Source organism: Legionella antarctica (assembly GCF_011764505.1).
In the GTDB taxonomy this organism is placed as follows: domain Bacteria; phylum Pseudomonadota; class Gammaproteobacteria; order Legionellales; family Legionellaceae; genus Legionella; species Legionella antarctica.
This window is the reverse complement of record NZ_AP022839.1, coordinates 3541255-3559511: the sequence shown is the minus strand read 5'-3', so window position 1 is coordinate 3559511 and position 18257 is coordinate 3541255. Positions and strand designations below refer to the sequence as shown.

The window sequence follows — 18257 nt, the reverse complement described above, 5'->3', positions numbered from 1 at the left end:
GATTAATCCGGACTCAGTGGCAGACACTTACCCGGCGATTCTGACAGGATACTAATTATTCTATGAAAAGTATTTTTTTTAGCTCAACAATATATTTCGTGCTACCGGTCATTCAGTTGTCCCAAGGCGATGAGAGGTGGTTTGATTTAGGTTTATTCTATTTGAGCCATTTTCATCTGTCCTTGGTGCGCCATTCTGTAGCCAGCAGACCAGGAGAAACCAGTAGCCTGAGGCTACGGGTTTAAACAGGTGGAAATGAATTAAAGCCGGTTAAGCTTATGATCTCAAAGCAGCTAATACCTCGTCTACGTGTCCTTTGACATTTACTTTACGCCATTCATTTTTTAAGACTCCTTTTGCATCGATTAAAAACGTACTGCGCTCAATGCCGCGGACCTGTTTCCCATACATTGATTTCATTTTGATCACATCGAATAATTGGCATAAATGCTCTTCACTATCACTGATTAATTCAAAAGGGAAATTTTGTTTGGCTTTAAAATTTTCGTGTGACTTTAAGCTGTCTCTGGAAATACCGAATATTTGCGCATTTAAGGCTCTGAATTGAGGATATGCATCCCTGAAATCTTGTCCTTCAGTAGTGCATCCTGGTGTAGCGTCTTTAGGATAAAAATAGAGGATTACATTTTCTCCGTTATAATCACTGAGATGAGCTTTCAGATTGTTGGTGGCATTAAATTCAAAATCAGGTGCCGTTTGATCCATATTCATTGAGTATCTCCTGTTTTAATTATTTTTTTTCATTATTCGTGATTTATCTCTTTGCCATTCTCTATCTTTGATAGTATCCCGTTTATCATGTTCTTTTTTACCTTTAGCCAAAGCCACTTTAATTTTAATTTTATTTTTTTTCCAATATAAAGAGAGTGGAATAATAGTATATCCTTGACGTTCAACACTACCAATCAGATGATTTAACTCCTTTCTATTCAGTAATAATTTACGGGTGCGAATTGGATCCGGAATGGAGTGAGTAGATGCCGTAGAAAGTGGTTGGATTTGTGCTCCCAATAAAAAAGCCTCTCCATATTTGATTATCACATGAGCATCAGATAAATTAATTTTTCCTGCACGTAAGCTTTTTACTTCCCATCCATCAAGAACAAGACCTGCTTCAAACTGTTCCTCAATGAAATAATCAAACCCGGCTTTTCTATTCAGCGCGATACTTGAATCTGAATTTTTTTTGGTAGCCATGAGACACCTGAACTATAGAAAAAAGATATTATAACTGATGTACAGAAAATTGAGGACTTTTAGTTTTTCTTCTAACCCCCTCTTTATCCGGTCAAGATGTCTTGATGTAAAGGATAAACGTATCGTTAGAGTGAACAATACGTTTATAACCGGTCAGTGATAGAGAAAGGAACGTTATTTCGGAAACCGCTCGTCTTTATAATCCTGAGGTAATTGAGGATAAACGCGCTCTAACTGGTGATCCACTGCTACTCGATCGTCAAAAACAAAGCAGGCACCTTCCCAGAGGGATTCATTCTCTGGTATGGATTGGATGTAATTAAGGATTCCGTCTTGCAGGTGGTAGACATTTTCAAATCCGTGTTCTTTTAAATAAGCAGTTGATTTTTCACAACGGATACCACCGGTACAAAACATGGCGATTTTTTTTCCTTTTTTATCCTGCAAATGTTTCTCAACATATTCAGGAAACTCCCTGAAGTTTTCTGTACATGGATTTATGGCGTTTTTAAAAGTGCCCAGTTCAAATTCGTAATCATTACGAGTATCAATCAGAATAACATCAGGATCTTTGATAAACTCATGCCACTCATCGGGATTAAGATAGGTACCTGCTGATTTAGTTGGGTCTACATTGGTTATTCCCATGGTGACAATTTCTTTACGAAGTTTTACTTTCGCTTTATCGAAGGGATTTTTTTCGTCGTAAGTTTCTTTAAAATTCAAATCCGCAAAGCGAGAATCACTGCGCATAAATTGATAAAAAAGCTCCACTTCTTCACGCCTGCTTGCAAACCCTCCATTAATACCTTCTGCAGCTAAAATAATGGTTCCTTTAACGCTCATGTCACGCATTTTGGCAAGCATGAACTCGCGCATGGTTTCTAACTCGGATAGAGGAACGAATTTATAAAAGGAGGCAATGACTATTTCTTTCACTTTATTATTACCTAAAATCAACAAAAATATTTGGTAAAAATTACCATTTACTCACAATTTAATCAATAGGAATGAATTAAATGCACTCTTGCCTATGAGCTAGTGCGTCACTTACGGGCAATAAAGTCATCCAGAACTTAGTCAGAAATTATGGATGTAAATTCAATATGGAAAGCCGGTCTCGTTTTATTTGTGGCGCGAAAATTGACAATTCTTGAATTGCGGTCGTATGATTATTGATCAAGCTATAGAATTTTTTATTAGCTTCATGATAATTCAAGGAGGAATTATGCTCAATTACAAACGGATGTGTCTTTTTTTGTGTCTCATTTTACTTATAATACCCTTATCCAGCTTTGCTTCTACCTCAGTAAAGTCAATGGTTGTTTTTGGTGATAGTCTTTCAGATACAGGTAATACCACTCGTCTACTTAGAAGTCTGCGGCAACAGGAAAACCCGGCTTTTATTGTTGCTCCGTTTAAAGTATTCGTACTCAATAAAATGATTGATTTTGCTAATGATTATTATGTTCCTCAAATGGTACTTGATGCAGGCATCAATGTTGTAACTAATTTTTTTGATAATGAATTAGCTCCTTATATTGCTAATTTAGTAGGTAAAATCAAACGGGTACCCATATTACCTGGTGCTCCATATTGGAACTCAAGATTTTCCAATGGCCGAGTATGGAATGAATACTTAGCCCAAATGTGGGCGATACAAAAAAGTGATGAAGATGTTTATATTAATGTGGCGTTTGGTGGGGGGTGGGCTGCTACATACGACTACCAATTGACGGTATGGAATTTGATTCGCCATCCTTTGGGAACAATCAAAACATTAATTATAGGTAAATTGATTCCTCCAAGCCTAGGCTTTACCGTTCAAGGGTACTTATTGGAGCATACTCAGCTAGATAGCGAAACGGTATATTTTGTGTTCTCTGGTAGTAATGATTATTTAAATGTTTTGTTGTTTGAAGATAATTATAACACCACCATCATGAGCAATTATGTAGATAATGTGCTTGAAAATTTAACTGCCGCTGTTTTGAAATTAGAGCAGGCAGGGGCTAAACGTTTTGTTATTATGGGGGTTCCCCACATTGGAGAAACACCCAAATTTGTCAAAACAACAGACAGACAGGTATTAAATGATGCGGTGGATCAGCACAACCAACGTTTGGCAATACGCATGGATGAATGGCAAAAACAATATCCCAAAGCTGATTTCTTATTTATAGATACGGAACGATACTTGGCAAAGGCATTAAATAATCCTGAGCAATATGGATTTTCCAATATTTCTGAGGCATGCATTGATGTGAAGTTCCCTATGCTGGGTGCTTTAGCTCACACTCCGTTCGCCAGAAACTACGTGTTAACCTATGCTCATTTATTGCAGTATAGAGACCCTCAGTTTTTAGTTGGCGAGAGCAATTATCATCTATGTGATTTTCCACAAGATTATTTATTCTGGGATGAAATTCATCCAACCACCAGAGCGCATAATTATCTGGCATTTGAAATTTGTACGGCGATGAAAGATCATGGATATTCAGTGAACTGTGAGGCACCTGATTCTTCCAGTTAATGAACAGTTTAATGGTCTGGACAGCTTTTTACAGTTGTTCAGGCAAATTTATCGTTTGCTTTAGTGATTTACGAAGGTTTATGGCATAATTCTTTTTTTCTATTGATACACTTCAGAATAGTGATGTCTATGAGCCACATACGTGATGTCAGATAGGTGGTTATCACAACCTTTATCTGTTCTGAATTTAACTGGTATCGACAAAATAAGACTTAAGATTTCCAAGGTGACAAAGAGTTGGTTTTTTGTCCTGGAGAAAAAAATAGTCAATTTACAGAGTTGTTGCTAATTAGGAGTGATTATGTGCGGGATTATGGGTGGTGTTTCAGAACGCGATATTAGCAAAATTTTGCTGGAAGGATTACGCCGACTGGAATATAGAGGTTATGACTCAGCGGGTATCGCTGTAATTGATAATCACTCCCGTTTAAAGCGAGTGAGGATGCAGGGGAAGGTACAAAACCTGGCTAATGCAATGCAGGAAACTGCGGTTGCTGGAAATACCGGGATTGCTCATACCCGTTGGGCGACACACGGCAAACCCTCAGAGCAAAACGCTCACCCTCATTTATCTCATGGCCAGATTGCTTTAGTTCATAACGGCATCATTGAAAATCATGATAATTTACGCCAGCGCCTTATTTCAAGTGGTTATCAGTTCACCTCTGAAACAGATACTGAAGTAGCCGCTCATTTAATTCACTTTCATTACCTGCAGCATGAAGATTTATTATTGGCCGTTCAGACCGCGGCAGCCGAGATGCACGGTGCTTTTGCCTTGGGGGTCATTCATCAACAACGACCCCTCGATTTAGTTGCAATTAGAAAAGGCAGTCCTTTGGTTCTGGGACTTGGTATCGGAGAGAATTTTATTGCTTCTGATGCTCTGGCTTTAAGGGCATTTGCCCAATCGGTTATTTATTTAGAAGAGGGTGATAGTGCTACTATCACGGCACATGAGATAAAGCTCTATGACTCTTCTCGTAAAATTGTTGAACGACTTTCGCATCCGTTAACTAATGATTCTGAAATCGTCAGTAAAGGCCCCTACAGGCACTTTATGCTTAAGGAGATATTTGAACAGTCCAGAGTATTGAGTGATACCATAGAAGGTCGTATTAGCAGCCCAGAAGTACTTAAAGCCAGTTTTGGTGAACGGGCCTCGCATGTGTTTCCTTTGGTAAAACAAATTCATATTGTGGCTTGTGGAACCAGTTATCATGCGGGGATGATTGCTAAGTATTGGCTTGAATCTTTGGCTGGATTTCCGACACAGGTTGAAATTGCCAGTGAATATCGTTACCGCGATGTGGTTGTTCCCAATGGGACTTTGTTTATCACTATTTCTCAATCAGGTGAAACAGCAGACACCTTAGCTGCTTTATATAAAGCAAAAAACATGAATTATTTGGCTAGCTTAGCCATTTGTAATGTGGCAACAAGTACCATGGTAAGGGAAGCAGACTGTGTCTTTTTGACCCGTGCAGGTATTGAAATTGGTGTGGCATCAACCAAAGCATTTACTACTCAACTCGCATCATTTTTGATGTTAGCCGCTGCTCTTTGTCCCGATGAGCGTTCGCAAGAAGTATTAAAACAACTACAAGAATTGCCGGCTTGCTGTGAGCGAGTATTAAAGATGAATGGGGAAATTGAGTCCCTGGCTGCTTTATTTGTTAATAAGTCTCATGCATTATTTCTAGGTCGTGGCGTGCAGTATCCTGTAGCACTGGAAGGTGCTTTAAAATTAAAGGAAATTTCTTATATTCATGCGGAAGCATATCCAGCAGGAGAGTTAAAACATGGTCCTTTAGCTCTGGTTGATAAGGACATGCCGGTCATTGCGGTGGCACCCAATGATGAGCTTTTGGATAAATTAAAATCTAATTTACATGAAGTGAGTGCTCGTGGTGGGCAGTTACTTGTTTTTGTTGATGATGGACAAGTGTGGGAGCCTAATGGGGCTCGATTAATCAAGGTACCTTTTTGTGGAACATGGATTGCGCCCATAGTTTATACCATTCCCCTGCAGCTATTAGCTTATCATGTGGCTGTTGCCAAAGGCACCGACGTGGATCAGCCTCGTAATCTTGCTAAATCGGTGACCGTTGAGTGAATAAAGGGCAACAATTTTGGGCTGATATTTGGCGTGAAGGGCGAACCTTCTTTCACAAGGAAGAGATTAATCGAGATTTAATCACCTATTGGCCCGAATTACATATGGTGCCAGGGATGCGTGTACTTGTTCCTTTGTGTGGAAAAAGTCTTGATATGCTTTGGCTCTCCCAGCAAGGATTTAAAGTGGTTGGTATCGAGCTGAGCGAGCAGGCTGTAATCCAGTTTGCTGCAGAACATCAACTGCATTTCAAGAAAGAAAAAACAGGGGAAATATATCATTATTACACTGACGCTATTAGTTTATGGGTTGGCGATATTTTTGCCCTGGAGTCTTCTTTAATCGCACCAGTCGATGCCATTTATGATAGAGCGGCTTTAATTGCCCTTCCAGCTAAAATGAGACCAGATTATGTAGACAGGTGCCTCCAATGGCTTAAGCCACGTGGAGCTATCTTGTTAAAAACATTAAGTTACAACCAAGAAAAATTAGAAGGCCCTCCCTATAGCATCTCTGGTGAAGATGTATCCAACCTATATAAAAAGCAGTGTTCAGAAATTAAGTGCTTAAAAATTTCTGAGCGGCTACAAGACCCTCATGATCTCTTGTTTCAAAGAGGTTTGAAGGCGATTAAAGATAGTGTATGGTGTGTTAGAAAGGCGTAAATTCGGTATAATCGGGATGAAGTAGCATTGTTGTTTGTAGTTTGGACATATTTTATATCGCAATATGGACTGCGATGAGTATATAATGTGGCGGTTTTTTATCATGTTTTACGGGGATGTGAATGGCTCAAGAGATGTTGGCGTCAGCTGCGATTATTGCACAGGAACTTAAGGTCAAAGTCTCGCAGGTAGAGACTGCTATTCGTATGCTGGATGAGGGAGCAACAGTTCCTTTTATTGCTCGTTATCGTAAAGAAGCAACTGAAGGCCTCGATGATGTGCAGTTACGTTTTCTCGCCGAGAGATTAATTTATTTGCGTGAACTGGATGAGAGACGAACTGTTGTCTTACAATCAATTCGTGAACAAGAAAAATTAACTCCCGAGTTAGAGCAAAGTATTCTGGCAGCAGATACTAAAACGCGTCTGGAGGACTTATATTTACCCTTCAGGCCTAAACGACGCACTAAGGCGCAAATAGCAATTGAGGCAGGGTTAGAGCCCTTGGCTCTTGCACTATGGAACAATCCTGATCTGGATCCAGAGGAAGAGGCAACCAAGTACATCAATTCAGAGTCAGGTTTTGACGATACAAAAGCAGCTCTTGAAGGGGCCAGACACATTTTAATGGAGCATTTTGCTGAGGATCCTGAGCTGATAAATGAATTGCGGGAATACCTATGGCAACACGCTCTAGTTAAATCAGTGGGTAGTAGCAAGAAAAAAGAAGCAGTCAACAAGTTTTCGGATTATTTTGCTTACTCCGAAGCTATTAAAAAAATTCCTTCTCACCGTGCACTGGCTCTATTTCGTGGACGACGTGAGAGTATTTTGCAAGTAAATCTTATTTTACCAGAAACTGATGTAAATTATGGTGAAAACAAGACAGCAGCCTATTTCAAAATTGAGGATCAGCAAAGAAGAGCCGATAGCTGGTTATATGATACAGTCCGCATGACCTGGAAAGTAAAATTATTCACCAAGTTAGAGCTGGAGCTATTGACGCGCTTACGCGAAATGGCAGATGAAGAAGCAATTAAAGTATTCTCCCGAAACTTGCGAGATTTATTGCTAGCTGCTCCAGCTGGTCCCCAAATAACTATAGGACTTGATCCTGGAATTCGGACTGGCGTGAAAGTTGTGGTCGTTGATGCTACCGGTAAGTTACTTGATTACACAGTTATTTTTCCCTTCGCTCCACAAAATGAATGGCACCAATCGCTTGCTGAGCTGGCGAAGCTTGCCGTGAAACATCAGGTAAACTTAATCAGTATAGGTAATGGCACTGGTTCACGTGAAACAGAGCGTCTGGTTACTGACATGATAAAAATGTACCCTGATTTGCAGCTTAGCAAAATTATTGTTAGTGAAGCTGGTGCATCCGTTTATTCAGCCTCTGAAATAGCAGCTAATGAATTCCCCGATTTAGATGTTACTTTAAGAGGAGCTGTATCAATTGCCCGTAGGTTACAGGATCCATTGGCTGAGTTGGTCAAAATAGAGGCAAAATCCATCGGGGTAGGTCAGTATCAACATGATGTCAATCAGACACGGCTTGCTCGATGCCTTGATGGAGTTGTTGAGGACTGTGTGAATGCGGTAGGGGTTGATATTAATACGGCTTCAGCTGCCTTACTTACTCATGTTTCTGGTCTTAACGATACGCTGGCCAAGAATATAGTGCAATATCGAGACGAACACGGCGCCTTTGAGAACAGAAATCAGTTAAAAAATATCAATAGAATGGGTGAAAAAGCTTTTCAACAGGCTGCTGGTTTTCTTCGCATTATGAATGGGGATAACCCCTTGGATGCATCTTGCGTTCATCCCGAGGCTTATTCTCTGGTAGAAAAAATTGTTGCAGATAAGAAAGTAGGTATTTCTCAAGTTATAGGCAATAAAGAAATATTGCACAGCGTAAATGCGGATCAATATGTTGATGAAAACTTTGGGTTGCCTACGATCAGAGATGTTCTGCGTGAACTGGAAAAACCAGGACGAGATCCACGACCTGAATTTAAGACAGCACAATTTAAAGAAGGTGTTGAGGACATCAACCATTTGCATGAAGGGATGATTCTTGAAGGCGTGGTAAGTAATGTTACTAATTTTGGTGCTTTTATAGATATAGGTGTGCATCAGGATGGATTAGTACATATTTCAGCCATGACTAATCGCTTCATCACTGATCCACGTGCTGTAGTAAAGGCCGGTGACATAGTAAAAGTTAAAGTAGTTGAAGTGGATAAAGAGCGGAAACGTATTGGTCTGAGTATGAAGTTAGGTGAAGAAAACGCCTCATCACCCGATCAGAAACAAACAGCCAGGCACCAGCCAGCCAAAAAGAAACCTCAAGCTAAAAAAATGGAAGTTAAGAAAAAACCGGAGCCGTCTAAAAAGGCTGAGCCTGTTAAGAAAACTGTTTTTAATACTGCTATGGCAGATGCTTTGTCCAGACTTAAACGGGGTGGTTAAAAATGACAAGAGTGCCTAAAGGAGAGTTGACAATTCAAACCTTGGCAATGCCTTTAAGTACAAATGCAAATGGAGATATATTTGGGGGATGGATAGTCTCCCAAATGGATCTGGCCGCTGGGGTTTTGGCAAAACGATTATCTCAGGGGCGAGTTGCAACAGTTGCAATTAATTCAATGACCTTTCTAAAGCCAGTTCATGTTGGTGATGTAATCAGCTGTCACGTCGAGTTAATCAAACAGGGCAATACATCGCTGACTATAGGGGTTGAGGTATGGGCACTTCCAACAACTCAAGCTGAGCGCTATCAAGTGACTGAGGGTGTCTTTGTTTTTGTTGCCATAGATGAAAATCGGAAACCAAGACAGGTATCTATAAAAGTATGACACATGATCCTGCAGAATTGAATCGCCTGGTTGCCGAAATGGCAGTATTAATTGAACAAAATGATGATCCCGACCCTCAATTATATGCTCTTTTTTTCCAACACCCGGAATTTGCTTTTCAGTTGATAGAGCTTATTAACAATTTAGATGAGCAGTTAATAAATGATGGTCCTCCAATCTATTCCGCCTGTATTTTTGGTTTAGATATTTGTGTTGCTCAATTGCAAGCTGCAACAGAAGCTAACAATAAAATAACTGCCAAGTCACTCATTCTATTAATGAATCGTTTGGCAGAAATTATCAATACCAATAAACATACCTTAAGCTTTTGGTTGCCTGTTTTAAATGCATTTTATGAAGTACATGTTGAATTAACTCCAGAGTTAAAAGATGCTTATTTTGAATTGGCGAGCCAGGAAGAAGATACTGAAGATGAGGTCGATCAGATTTCTCATTTAGAATCCATTAGAGATTTAATTCATGAGTTATCCGATCTCTCTATTTTTGACATAGCTGAGAATTTTTTTGCCCAAAGCTATGCAATGCCTCCCGAATTTTTTGCTGATTTAATACTTGACTTGTACAGTATCGAAGAAGGACAGGATATTGCACTCCTTACCCTTTTGCATCCTAAAGCAGAAGTTAGAGAGATAGCATTGGCTACTCTGGATCAGTTGATGGATAAAGTTACTTTGTCATCCATTTCATTATCCCGATTACAAGTCATTAAATACTGGTACGCACAATCTTATTATGGAATGTTTGACCGATGGATAAAAAATCAACGTAAAAAGGGGGTTGTATTTGAGCCAGAACCGATCCTTGCCAAAATGGACATCAAGGCTACGGAAGTAGATGGAACAGGGTCTCAAGGTATTTTTATTCATGTACGTAAAAACAGAAAGAACAGGCTTTGCGGCTTGCTATTAAAAGATAATTTAGGCTTAAAAGATGCATGGATAACTCCCATTATACCCGCAGCTGAAGTAGCTGATTATTACAGGCAAGCATTTGAAGAAAGTGTGACCTTACGAGAAGTAGATATTAATTATTTTGAGTTAATGGTCGAGCATTATTTAGCAGTAACTGTGGAACGTGGTGATGTTCCTTACTTGCACTTTCTGGAAGTTCAGGAATTGTTAGGGATACGTTTAAGACCCAACAAACTAGATATACAATATCTTTTTGATCAATTAAGCGTTCAAATCACTCCCTTTACTCAAGAAATGATTCAGGAATCGTTACACCGTTCGAAATCCTGGCTTAAGAATAAATCGTTCACAGAGTCCTGGTATATAGAAAACCCTACTATCGATAAAATTGTCAATCATAACAGCAGCTTTATTGATGGAGTGAAAGTGTGTCGTTTAGAAAATGCTATGGATGCTGTTTTTGTGGAAGAAATGGAACGTAACAGAGATAAATGGGAGTTTCATTTTTTATGGGTAGCTCTCTGGGCTAAAGCCAAAACACGAAAGAATGAGAAGGTTTGGCAGGACAGTTTTTTAATTGCTTATACTATTCACGAAGGAACCCCATTAAAAGAGATTCCGGTGATGATGGAAATTTGTCACCAAACCGTGATTAATAGTGTTGAAACGATGCAGGAACGAAGAACCCATTTGAGTCAAGAATAAATTAGCTTCCGCTATATTAACGCATTAAATTTAAAGGGAATTGCATATACCTCATCGTGAGTGATCTGCTGAGGACTATGCTATTGGCCCACACATTCAAGCAAAAACTGTAGAGCCTTACCTAACTGGATGGGCACTAAATCCTGGCGATAAAGCACCAGGTAATCCGCGGCCATTTATAAGGATACTTCGGTCAATAAAAAACGCAGTCATTTGACAAGTACCCAACGGTCTGCGAACAAAGTCTACTATACTATAATAGTTTCACAATTGGATATTCGTGTCATCACCACAGGATGCGGAGCTAATTATAAAATGAATAGATAAAACTGGATTTTTCTAACGCCTACTGGATGCAGCTGTAATCTACGATGATGCAATCAGCCCTCGGTCATAGGATATGTCCCTGCTGAAAATTATTCGCTCACAATCTGTTGGCACATTAATGGAGTTTTTTTTATGCTTCATATTAGACCTGAATCATGGATGCCCAAGTCTCCTATAGATGTCTTTTTTTTTGATTGTGACAGTACGTTGTCACTCATTGAAGGAATCGATTTACTAGCAAGTATGAATGATGTGGCAGAGCCAGTGAAGGCAATTACTAAACGCTGTATGTCGACAACAGGCTTAAATCTGGCGGATTATAGGAAACGCCTGGATTATATTAGGCCAAACAAAATGCAAATTAAGCAACTGGCTGCAAACTACAGTACCCACCTTACCCCTGGGGTTAAAGAGGTTATCAGACTTTTTCATAGCCTTGATAAAAAAATATTTATAATTTCCGGAGGTATTAAGTCTGCCATAGTTCCTATGGCAAAAGATCTGGGTATTCAACCGGACAGGGTACTTGCCGTTGATATATATTTTAATGATGATGGTTCTTACCAGGGATTTGACCAGAAAAATGAATTAACTCAAGCCAACGGTAAAAGCATATGCATTGCAAATGTTTTAAAAGAAAATGAGCGATCTTTGTTATTAGGAGATGGTTTTAGTGATTGGGAAGCACAAGACTTCGTGACCCGGTTTGTTGGCTATGCCGGACTAAATCCTAAAGCCTGGGTGCAGACACATTCTGATTTTTATATTTTACAAACCAATATAATGCCAGTACTTGCCTTGGGCTTGACAAATGAAGAACAACAAAATCTTACAGGGGAAGACAAGGCCAGTTACGCGGCAGGATTAGATGCGATTAAAAAAGGTCTGGTATTAATTAAGGAGCCTGATAATGTTCACCATCCAAATTCTTGATAATATATCCGAAAAAGCCATTAAATTACTGGAGTCCCCCGAATATCAAATCGCTACTGATTTTGATAACCCTGATGTGATATTAGTTCGTTCCCGTCAATTACATAAACATTGTTTTGCAGATAAATTAAAAGCGATTGGGCGTGCAGGTATCGGTACCGATAACATCCCTGTGGCTTATCTTACCCAGCTTGGAGTCCCCGTATTTTATGCTCCTGGTGCTAATGCCAATGCGGTTAAGGAGCTGGTATTGGCTGCCATGTTAATTGGCTATCGTCACCTGGATGAAGCAAGAAACTTTCTATCACATATAGGAGAACACAATAAAGAATCACTGTGTCGTGAAATAGAAACGCAAAAAAAGAAGTTTGTTGGACATGAAATTTCAGGGAAAACACTCGGTGTTATTGGTTTGGGAAATATTGGAGTTAAAGTAGCCAATGCAGCACTTGCATTGGGTATGAAGGTCATAGCCTATGATCCGCACATGACTCTATATAACGCTTTGGCCTTAATGCCAACTATAGAGTGCGTAGTGGACTTGAATACAGTATTGTCCAATGCAGATATGATTACCTTGCATGTACCATTAGTTGCTGATACTACTAATTTAATCAATAAAGATAATATCCATCAGCTCAAACCCCACTCTTTATTACTGAATTTTTCCCGGGAACAGGTAGTCAATGAAACAGCAATTCTGGATCAGTTAAAAAGAGGTAGCATGTTAGGTTATATCACCGACTTCCCAACCCCGGATCTGGCGAAGAACCCTGGCGTTTTAAGCTTTCCTCATTTAGGAGCAAGTACAGCTGAGGCAGAGGCAAACTCAGCAGAAATGGTGATCCGTAATATCCGTAACTATCTGGAATTTGGCATTATAGAGCATTCGATTAATTTTCCTGACACCTTTCTTCCTGCAATGGGCATGCCGAACGTTAATCGTCTGTTAATTATTAACAACAATAAGCCTGGTGTTATTGCTCATTTTACCCAGAAAATTTCACAGTCAGGCTATAACATTGAACGCATGGTTAATACATCCCGTGACAATATAGCAGTTAATCTCCTTGACATATCAGGTGTTAGGAAGGACTCCGATTTATTAACCCGACTTATTGAAAGCATTGATGGTGTAATTCGAGTACACCTTATTGTGCCGTAGATGAGATAATATAGTCGATTAATTTTTAAAATGTCGGTTCTGTACCTGAGCCAATAAATCTGCCAAACAGAAACTAATTATATTCGAAAACAGAGTCTACCTACAACAGGGTGAACTGCCTGAACGCTCTTATTTAGAAAGCGTTTAGCTGAAATAGTATTAGGCTTATGAGACAAATAAAATCTACCGTATTACCGACTGATTAGAGTACTCACTAATTTTTTTACCTCCATACACGGATATGCTGCAAATCCTGATAATATGCTGTATACTTCGTGACTATTTTTTAATCCATTATAAATTTATTAAGAGCGCTATGACTGATTTAAACCTATACAGAAATATTGGTATCTTCGCCCACGTAGATGCCGGAAAAACCACCACTACCGAACGTATTCTTAAGTTAACTGGTAAAATCCACAAAATCGGTGAAGTTCACGAAGGTGAATCAACAACTGACTTCATGGAACAGGAAGCGGAGCGCGGTATCACCATCCAGTCAGCAGCGGTAAGTTGCTTCTGGAAAGGTACTCGATTCAACGTAATCGATACCCCTGGACACGTTGACTTCACCGTAGAAGTTTATCGTTCCCTGAAGGTACTCGATGGCGGCATCGGCGTATTCTGCGGTTCTGGCGGGGTTGAGCCTCAGTCAGAAACCAACTGGCGCTATGCAAACAATTCAAAAGTATCTCGTTTAATCTTCGTAAACAAACTTGACCGTATTGGCGCTGATTTTTTGAAAGTCACCACACAGGTGCAAAAGGTATTAGGTGCAAATCCGTTAATTATGACCTTACCCATCGGTATTGAAGATAACTTCATAGGTGTTGTCGATTTGCTAACTCGTAAAGCCTATGTTTGGGACGAAACTGGCCAGCCAGAAAACTATACCATTACCGACGTACCAGCCAATATGCTTGACGATGTTGAAACGTACCGCAATCAACTAATCGAAACAGCGCTTGAAATGGATGATGAATTGCTGATGGCTTATCTGGAAGGGGAAGAACCTTCAATAGAAGACATTAAGCGTTGTATCCGCAAAGGTACACTCGAATTAGCTTTCTTTCCAACTTATTGCGGCTCTGCCTTTAAAAACAAGGGAATGCAACTCTTACTTGATGCAGTAGTTGATTATTTGCCTGCTCCTCACGAAGTTAACCCTCAGCCTTTAACAGATGCTGAAGGTAAACCAAATGGCCAATTCGCTGTCGTTTCTCCCGATGAACCATTCCGCGCTCTGGCATTTAAAATCATGGATGACCGTTTTGGTGCGCTAACGTTCGTACGTATCTACTCAGGAAAACTTAATAAAGGTGATACCATCCTAAATTCCTTTACCGGTAAAAGTGAGCGTGTCGGCCGTATGGTTGAGATGCAGGCCAATGAACGTAATGAATTGCAAAGTGCTGAAGCAGGCGACATTATAGCTATCGTAGGCATGAAAAACGTTCGAACCGGTCACACGCTTTGTGATCCCAAACAAGAATGTACACTTGAAGCGATGGTGTTCCCTGAGCCAGTTATCTCTATTGCTGTTACTCCAAAAGACAAAGGCTCAACTGAAAAAATGAGTATTGCTATTGGTAAAATGGTTGCAGAAGACCCAACATTCAGGGTTGAAACTGATGTGGATTCTGGCGAAACCATTCTTCGTGGTATGGGTGAATTACATCTTGATATTAAAGTGGATATTCTTAAGCGTACTTATGATGTTGAATTAATAGTAGGTCAACCCCAGGTTGCCTACCGGGAAACCATAACCAAATCGATTCAAGACAGTTATACCCACAAGAAACAATCAGGTGGTTCTGGTCAATATGGTAAGATTGACTATACTATTGAACCGGGTGAGCCAAACACTGGATTCACTTTCGTCACATCCGTTGTGGGTGGGAACGTTCCTAAAGAATATTTCCCTGCAATTGAAAAAGGGTTCCGTTCCATGATGGGCACAGGTACATTGGCAGGCTTCCCTGTGTTGGATGTGGTAGTTAACCTTTCCGATGGTGGTTTCCATCCCGTTGACTCCTCGGCGATTGCATTTGAAATTGCAGCAAAAGGTGCTTTTCGTCAATCCATACCAAAAGCCGCACCACAATTGCTTGAGCCAATTATGAAAGTTGACGTTTACAGTACCGAAGATGATGTAGGTAATGTTATTGGTGACTTAAACCGCCGTCGCGGCATGATCTCTGGCCAGGAGCCAAGTGCCGGAGGTGTTCGCATTAAGGCCGATGTCCCTCTTTCAGAAATGTTTGGATACATTAGCACTTTACGCACCCTTACCTCTGGTCGTGGACAATTTTCTATGGAGTTCTCTCACTATGCTCCTTGCCCAAACAGTGTAGCTGAAGCAGTGATTGCCAAAGAAAAGGAAAAGAAAGCCGCTGCTGCCAAGTAAGCTAGTTATCAACACTTTTAAAAGGCTCTGTCAGTTTGCTCTGATGGAGCTTTTTTATGTCCTAACAAATCAAATATGGATTAATAAAAGACAGTTAACTGGTTGCATACTTGCTCTTAACCCGTCAATTATTCATGCGACATTAACCCGGATTATGAAACAATAAGTATAATTAACCAAACAAATGGTAGGCCAGAATAGAATTATTTAACCGTCTCATTCAAGTAATATACGTTCGGATTCAAATCATTTGATACCACCAAAAAAACTATTGGGAATAGGACTAAGTAAAATCAGATCAATGAGGAAAATTATAGATGAACAGACAATTAATTTTACTATTACTTATTTTAATTCTATCCATAGCAAATGCTAATGAAAACCAGAAATTTTATGGAAAACAAAATAATATTTTTTCATTTAAACGTATTTCTCAGGTTTTGGCTTCACCTGATGGTCAGCAAGTTGCAATCAATGTCTTTCAGTCAAAGCCAGATAGCTTGGAAAAAAAATGGGACTATTCCTTACATATTATAGATAAGGTTGGTCATGTTTCTATTTCTAATAAAATTAATGCAATCTCATCTTTAAATTGGTCCCCTGATGGCAAAGCTATTGCTTATCTTTCAGATGGCAAAGTTTTTCAAAGCATTTGGATTGAAGATGTTAAAACACATACCACCCAAAAGCTAATTGAATTCAAAGCAGATATTAGTTCATTTAAGTGGTCTCCAGATGGATTATCTATTGCATTTACTGCTGAAGAAAATACTACAAAGTCAGAAAAATCTTTGAGTCCCATTGATATTAGCAAGAACTATAGGAATCATAGACTATACCGATTTTTTTTAGGTAAGACGAATACCGTAGACCTACTAACCCAGGCAAATTATGAGGTAACTGATTTTGATTGGGCCCCAGACAGTCAATCAATTGTCTTTTCTTTTCAACCACAGATAGGCGCACGTTATTCCAATCAAAATAAAATCAGCATTCTCAACTTACGAACTCATGCCATTAAAAATGTTCCCTATACAATAAATCATACAGGAACCCAACCTTCATATTCTCCTGACGGTAAATGGATCGCATTTTCATCTAATGTTGAGCCATCTGAATTTGCAACACAATTAAATAATGATGTGAATCTAAATAATCGTATTTGTATTTTAAATAACAGATCTATGCGCACTCACTGTTTGGCAAATACGCCTAATGAAAATCCCGGGATAATGGGTTGGAGTGCATCAAGTGATCAGATTTTTGTTCTAGATGCCTATAAAACATTAGGATATTTAATTTATGCATTGAATATTAATCAAAATATCCCTTCTAAAATTATTTCAAATATGGATGGTTTTATTGAACCGCTAACTATCACTCTTAACCGTAGCCACGAAGTTTTTGGCTTTGGATATGAAACAGTATCTGCTGCGCCTGAGGCATTTATTAGTAAATCAGTTCCATTTAAACTGCAACAAGTCAGCCATTTTCAAAGTTCAGTTAAAAAAAATACAGGAACAACCTCTGTAATTCATTGGAATTCGTCGGATGGAAAAGTGATTGAAGGACTGTTGGTTACCCCAATTAATTATAATGAAGAGAAGAAATACCCCTTATTTGTTGCGGTTCATGGTGGACCTGCTCAAGCTTGGGCTAAACGTTACCTTGAAGGGTGTGATGAGTATGGTCAAATGATTGATCCAACTACATGCCTTAGTAATTTACTGAATTTAGGATTCATTGTTTTTCAGCCTAATCCACGAGGCAGTACAGGTTATGGAAAAACATTTCGTCTCGCTAATTTTGCTGATTTTGGTGGTGGTGATTACCAAGACATTATATCAGGGGTTAATCATTTGATAAAAAAAAATATTGCAGATCCAAATCATCTTGCTGTAGGGGGCTGGAGTTTTGGTGGCTATATGACTGCATGGATTATTACTCAGACAGATCGTTTTAAAGCGGCGATTTCGGGTGCTGGAAATACTGATTTCATTTCATTTTCCGGTACAAGTGATATCCCTGATTATTACGTGGAATATTTAGGAAATACTTTTTGGAGCGCTGACAAGCTATATATAGAAAGGGCTCCTATCTCACACGTTGAAAAGATCACCACTCCTCTTTTGATTATCCATGGGGAAAATGATGTTCGGGTACCAAGCTCTCAAGGATATGAATTATATACGGCCCTGGAACAACAACATAAATCTGTAAAAATGTTAATGTTACCTAATCAGGGGCATCTTCCTACTAATGCAAATATTATTTATAAAAGTATAGAAGAAGTAGGAGCATGGTTAAAAAAAGCTTTATAGATTCAATTAATCCATAAATATTGCATCAATAGTTTATTGGCTCACCTTAAGATAGAAAAACAAACGGAACTTTTG

General features: G+C 39.3%; 13 protein-coding genes. 10 read left to right on the top strand and 3 right to left on the bottom strand.

Annotation, left to right across the window (positions count from 1 at the left end):
- Window positions 1–276: 276 nt before the first annotated feature.
- The 3 genes from HRS36_RS16735 to trhO form a co-directional block, all read right to left on the bottom strand.
- Entirely contained in the window at window positions 277–732 is a 456-nt protein-coding gene (locus HRS36_RS16735; protein ID WP_173238221.1) for a peroxiredoxin, read from the bottom strand.
- 15 nt (window positions 733–747) lie between these two features.
- Complete coding sequence (smpB, locus tag HRS36_RS16730) at window positions 748–1218, bottom strand: SsrA-binding protein SmpB (RefSeq protein ID WP_173238220.1); 471 nt, start codon at window positions 1216–1218, stop codon at window positions 748–750.
- Window positions 1219–1392: 174 nt separating this feature from the next.
- Entirely contained in the window at window positions 1393–2157 is a 765-nt protein-coding gene (gene trhO, locus HRS36_RS16725) for an oxygen-dependent tRNA uridine(34) hydroxylase TrhO (protein ID WP_173238219.1), read from the bottom strand.
- Between the two features lie 289 nt (window positions 2158–2446).
- On the opposite strand from trhO, the gene plaC reads away from it, so the two are divergent.
- From plaC to HRS36_RS16675, 10 genes are all read left to right on the top strand, one after another.
- A complete protein-coding gene (plaC, locus tag HRS36_RS16720) occupies window positions 2447–3751 on the top strand; it encodes a lysophospholipase/glycerophospholipid:cholesterol acyltransferase PlaC (RefSeq protein ID WP_173238218.1) in 1305 nt (434 codons plus the stop codon).
- Between the two features lie 301 nt (window positions 3752–4052).
- Window positions 4053–5867 (top strand): glutamine--fructose-6-phosphate transaminase (isomerizing), encoded by a 1815-nt coding sequence (gene glmS, locus HRS36_RS16715; protein ID WP_173238217.1) that lies wholly within the window; start codon window positions 4053–4055, stop codon window positions 5865–5867.
- Window positions 5864–6532, top strand: a complete 669-nt coding sequence (locus HRS36_RS16710; protein ID WP_173238216.1) for a thiopurine S-methyltransferase — start codon at window positions 5864–5866, stop codon at window positions 6530–6532. The genes glmS and HRS36_RS16710 overlap by 4 nt, the downstream gene beginning before the upstream one ends.
- A gap of 122 nt (window positions 6533–6654) precedes the next feature.
- Window positions 6655–9006: a Tex family protein gene (locus HRS36_RS16705; protein WP_173238215.1), complete on the top strand. Its 2352-nt coding sequence runs from the start codon at window positions 6655–6657 to the stop codon at window positions 9004–9006.
- A 2-nt stretch (window positions 9007–9008) separates the two neighbouring features.
- On the top strand, window positions 9009–9392 hold the full coding sequence (locus HRS36_RS16700; RefSeq protein WP_173238214.1) for an acyl-CoA thioesterase: 384 nt from the start codon (window positions 9009–9011) through the stop codon (window positions 9390–9392).
- Complete coding sequence (locus HRS36_RS16695; RefSeq protein WP_173238213.1) at window positions 9389–11029, top strand: hypothetical protein; 1641 nt, start codon at window positions 9389–9391, stop codon at window positions 11027–11029. The genes HRS36_RS16700 and HRS36_RS16695 overlap by 4 nt, the downstream gene beginning before the upstream one ends.
- 459 nt (window positions 11030–11488) lie before the next feature.
- A complete protein-coding gene (locus tag HRS36_RS16690) occupies window positions 11489–12289 on the top strand; it encodes an HAD-IB family phosphatase (RefSeq protein ID WP_173238212.1) in 801 nt (266 codons plus the stop codon).
- Window positions 12267–13454 carry a 3-phosphoglycerate dehydrogenase family protein gene (locus HRS36_RS16685; RefSeq protein ID WP_173238211.1) on the top strand — a complete coding sequence of 396 codons (1188 nt, stop codon included), beginning with the start codon at window positions 12267–12269 and terminating at the stop codon, window positions 13452–13454. The genes HRS36_RS16690 and HRS36_RS16685 overlap by 23 nt, the downstream gene beginning before the upstream one ends.
- 316 nt (window positions 13455–13770) lie before the next feature.
- Entirely contained in the window at window positions 13771–15861 is a 2091-nt protein-coding gene (gene fusA / locus HRS36_RS16680; RefSeq protein WP_173238210.1) for an elongation factor G, read from the top strand.
- A gap of 317 nt (window positions 15862–16178) precedes the next feature.
- Window positions 16179–18182: an alpha/beta hydrolase family protein gene (locus HRS36_RS16675; RefSeq protein ID WP_173238209.1), complete on the top strand. Its 2004-nt coding sequence runs from the start codon at window positions 16179–16181 to the stop codon at window positions 18180–18182.
- Window positions 18183–18257: the final 75 nt, after the last annotated feature.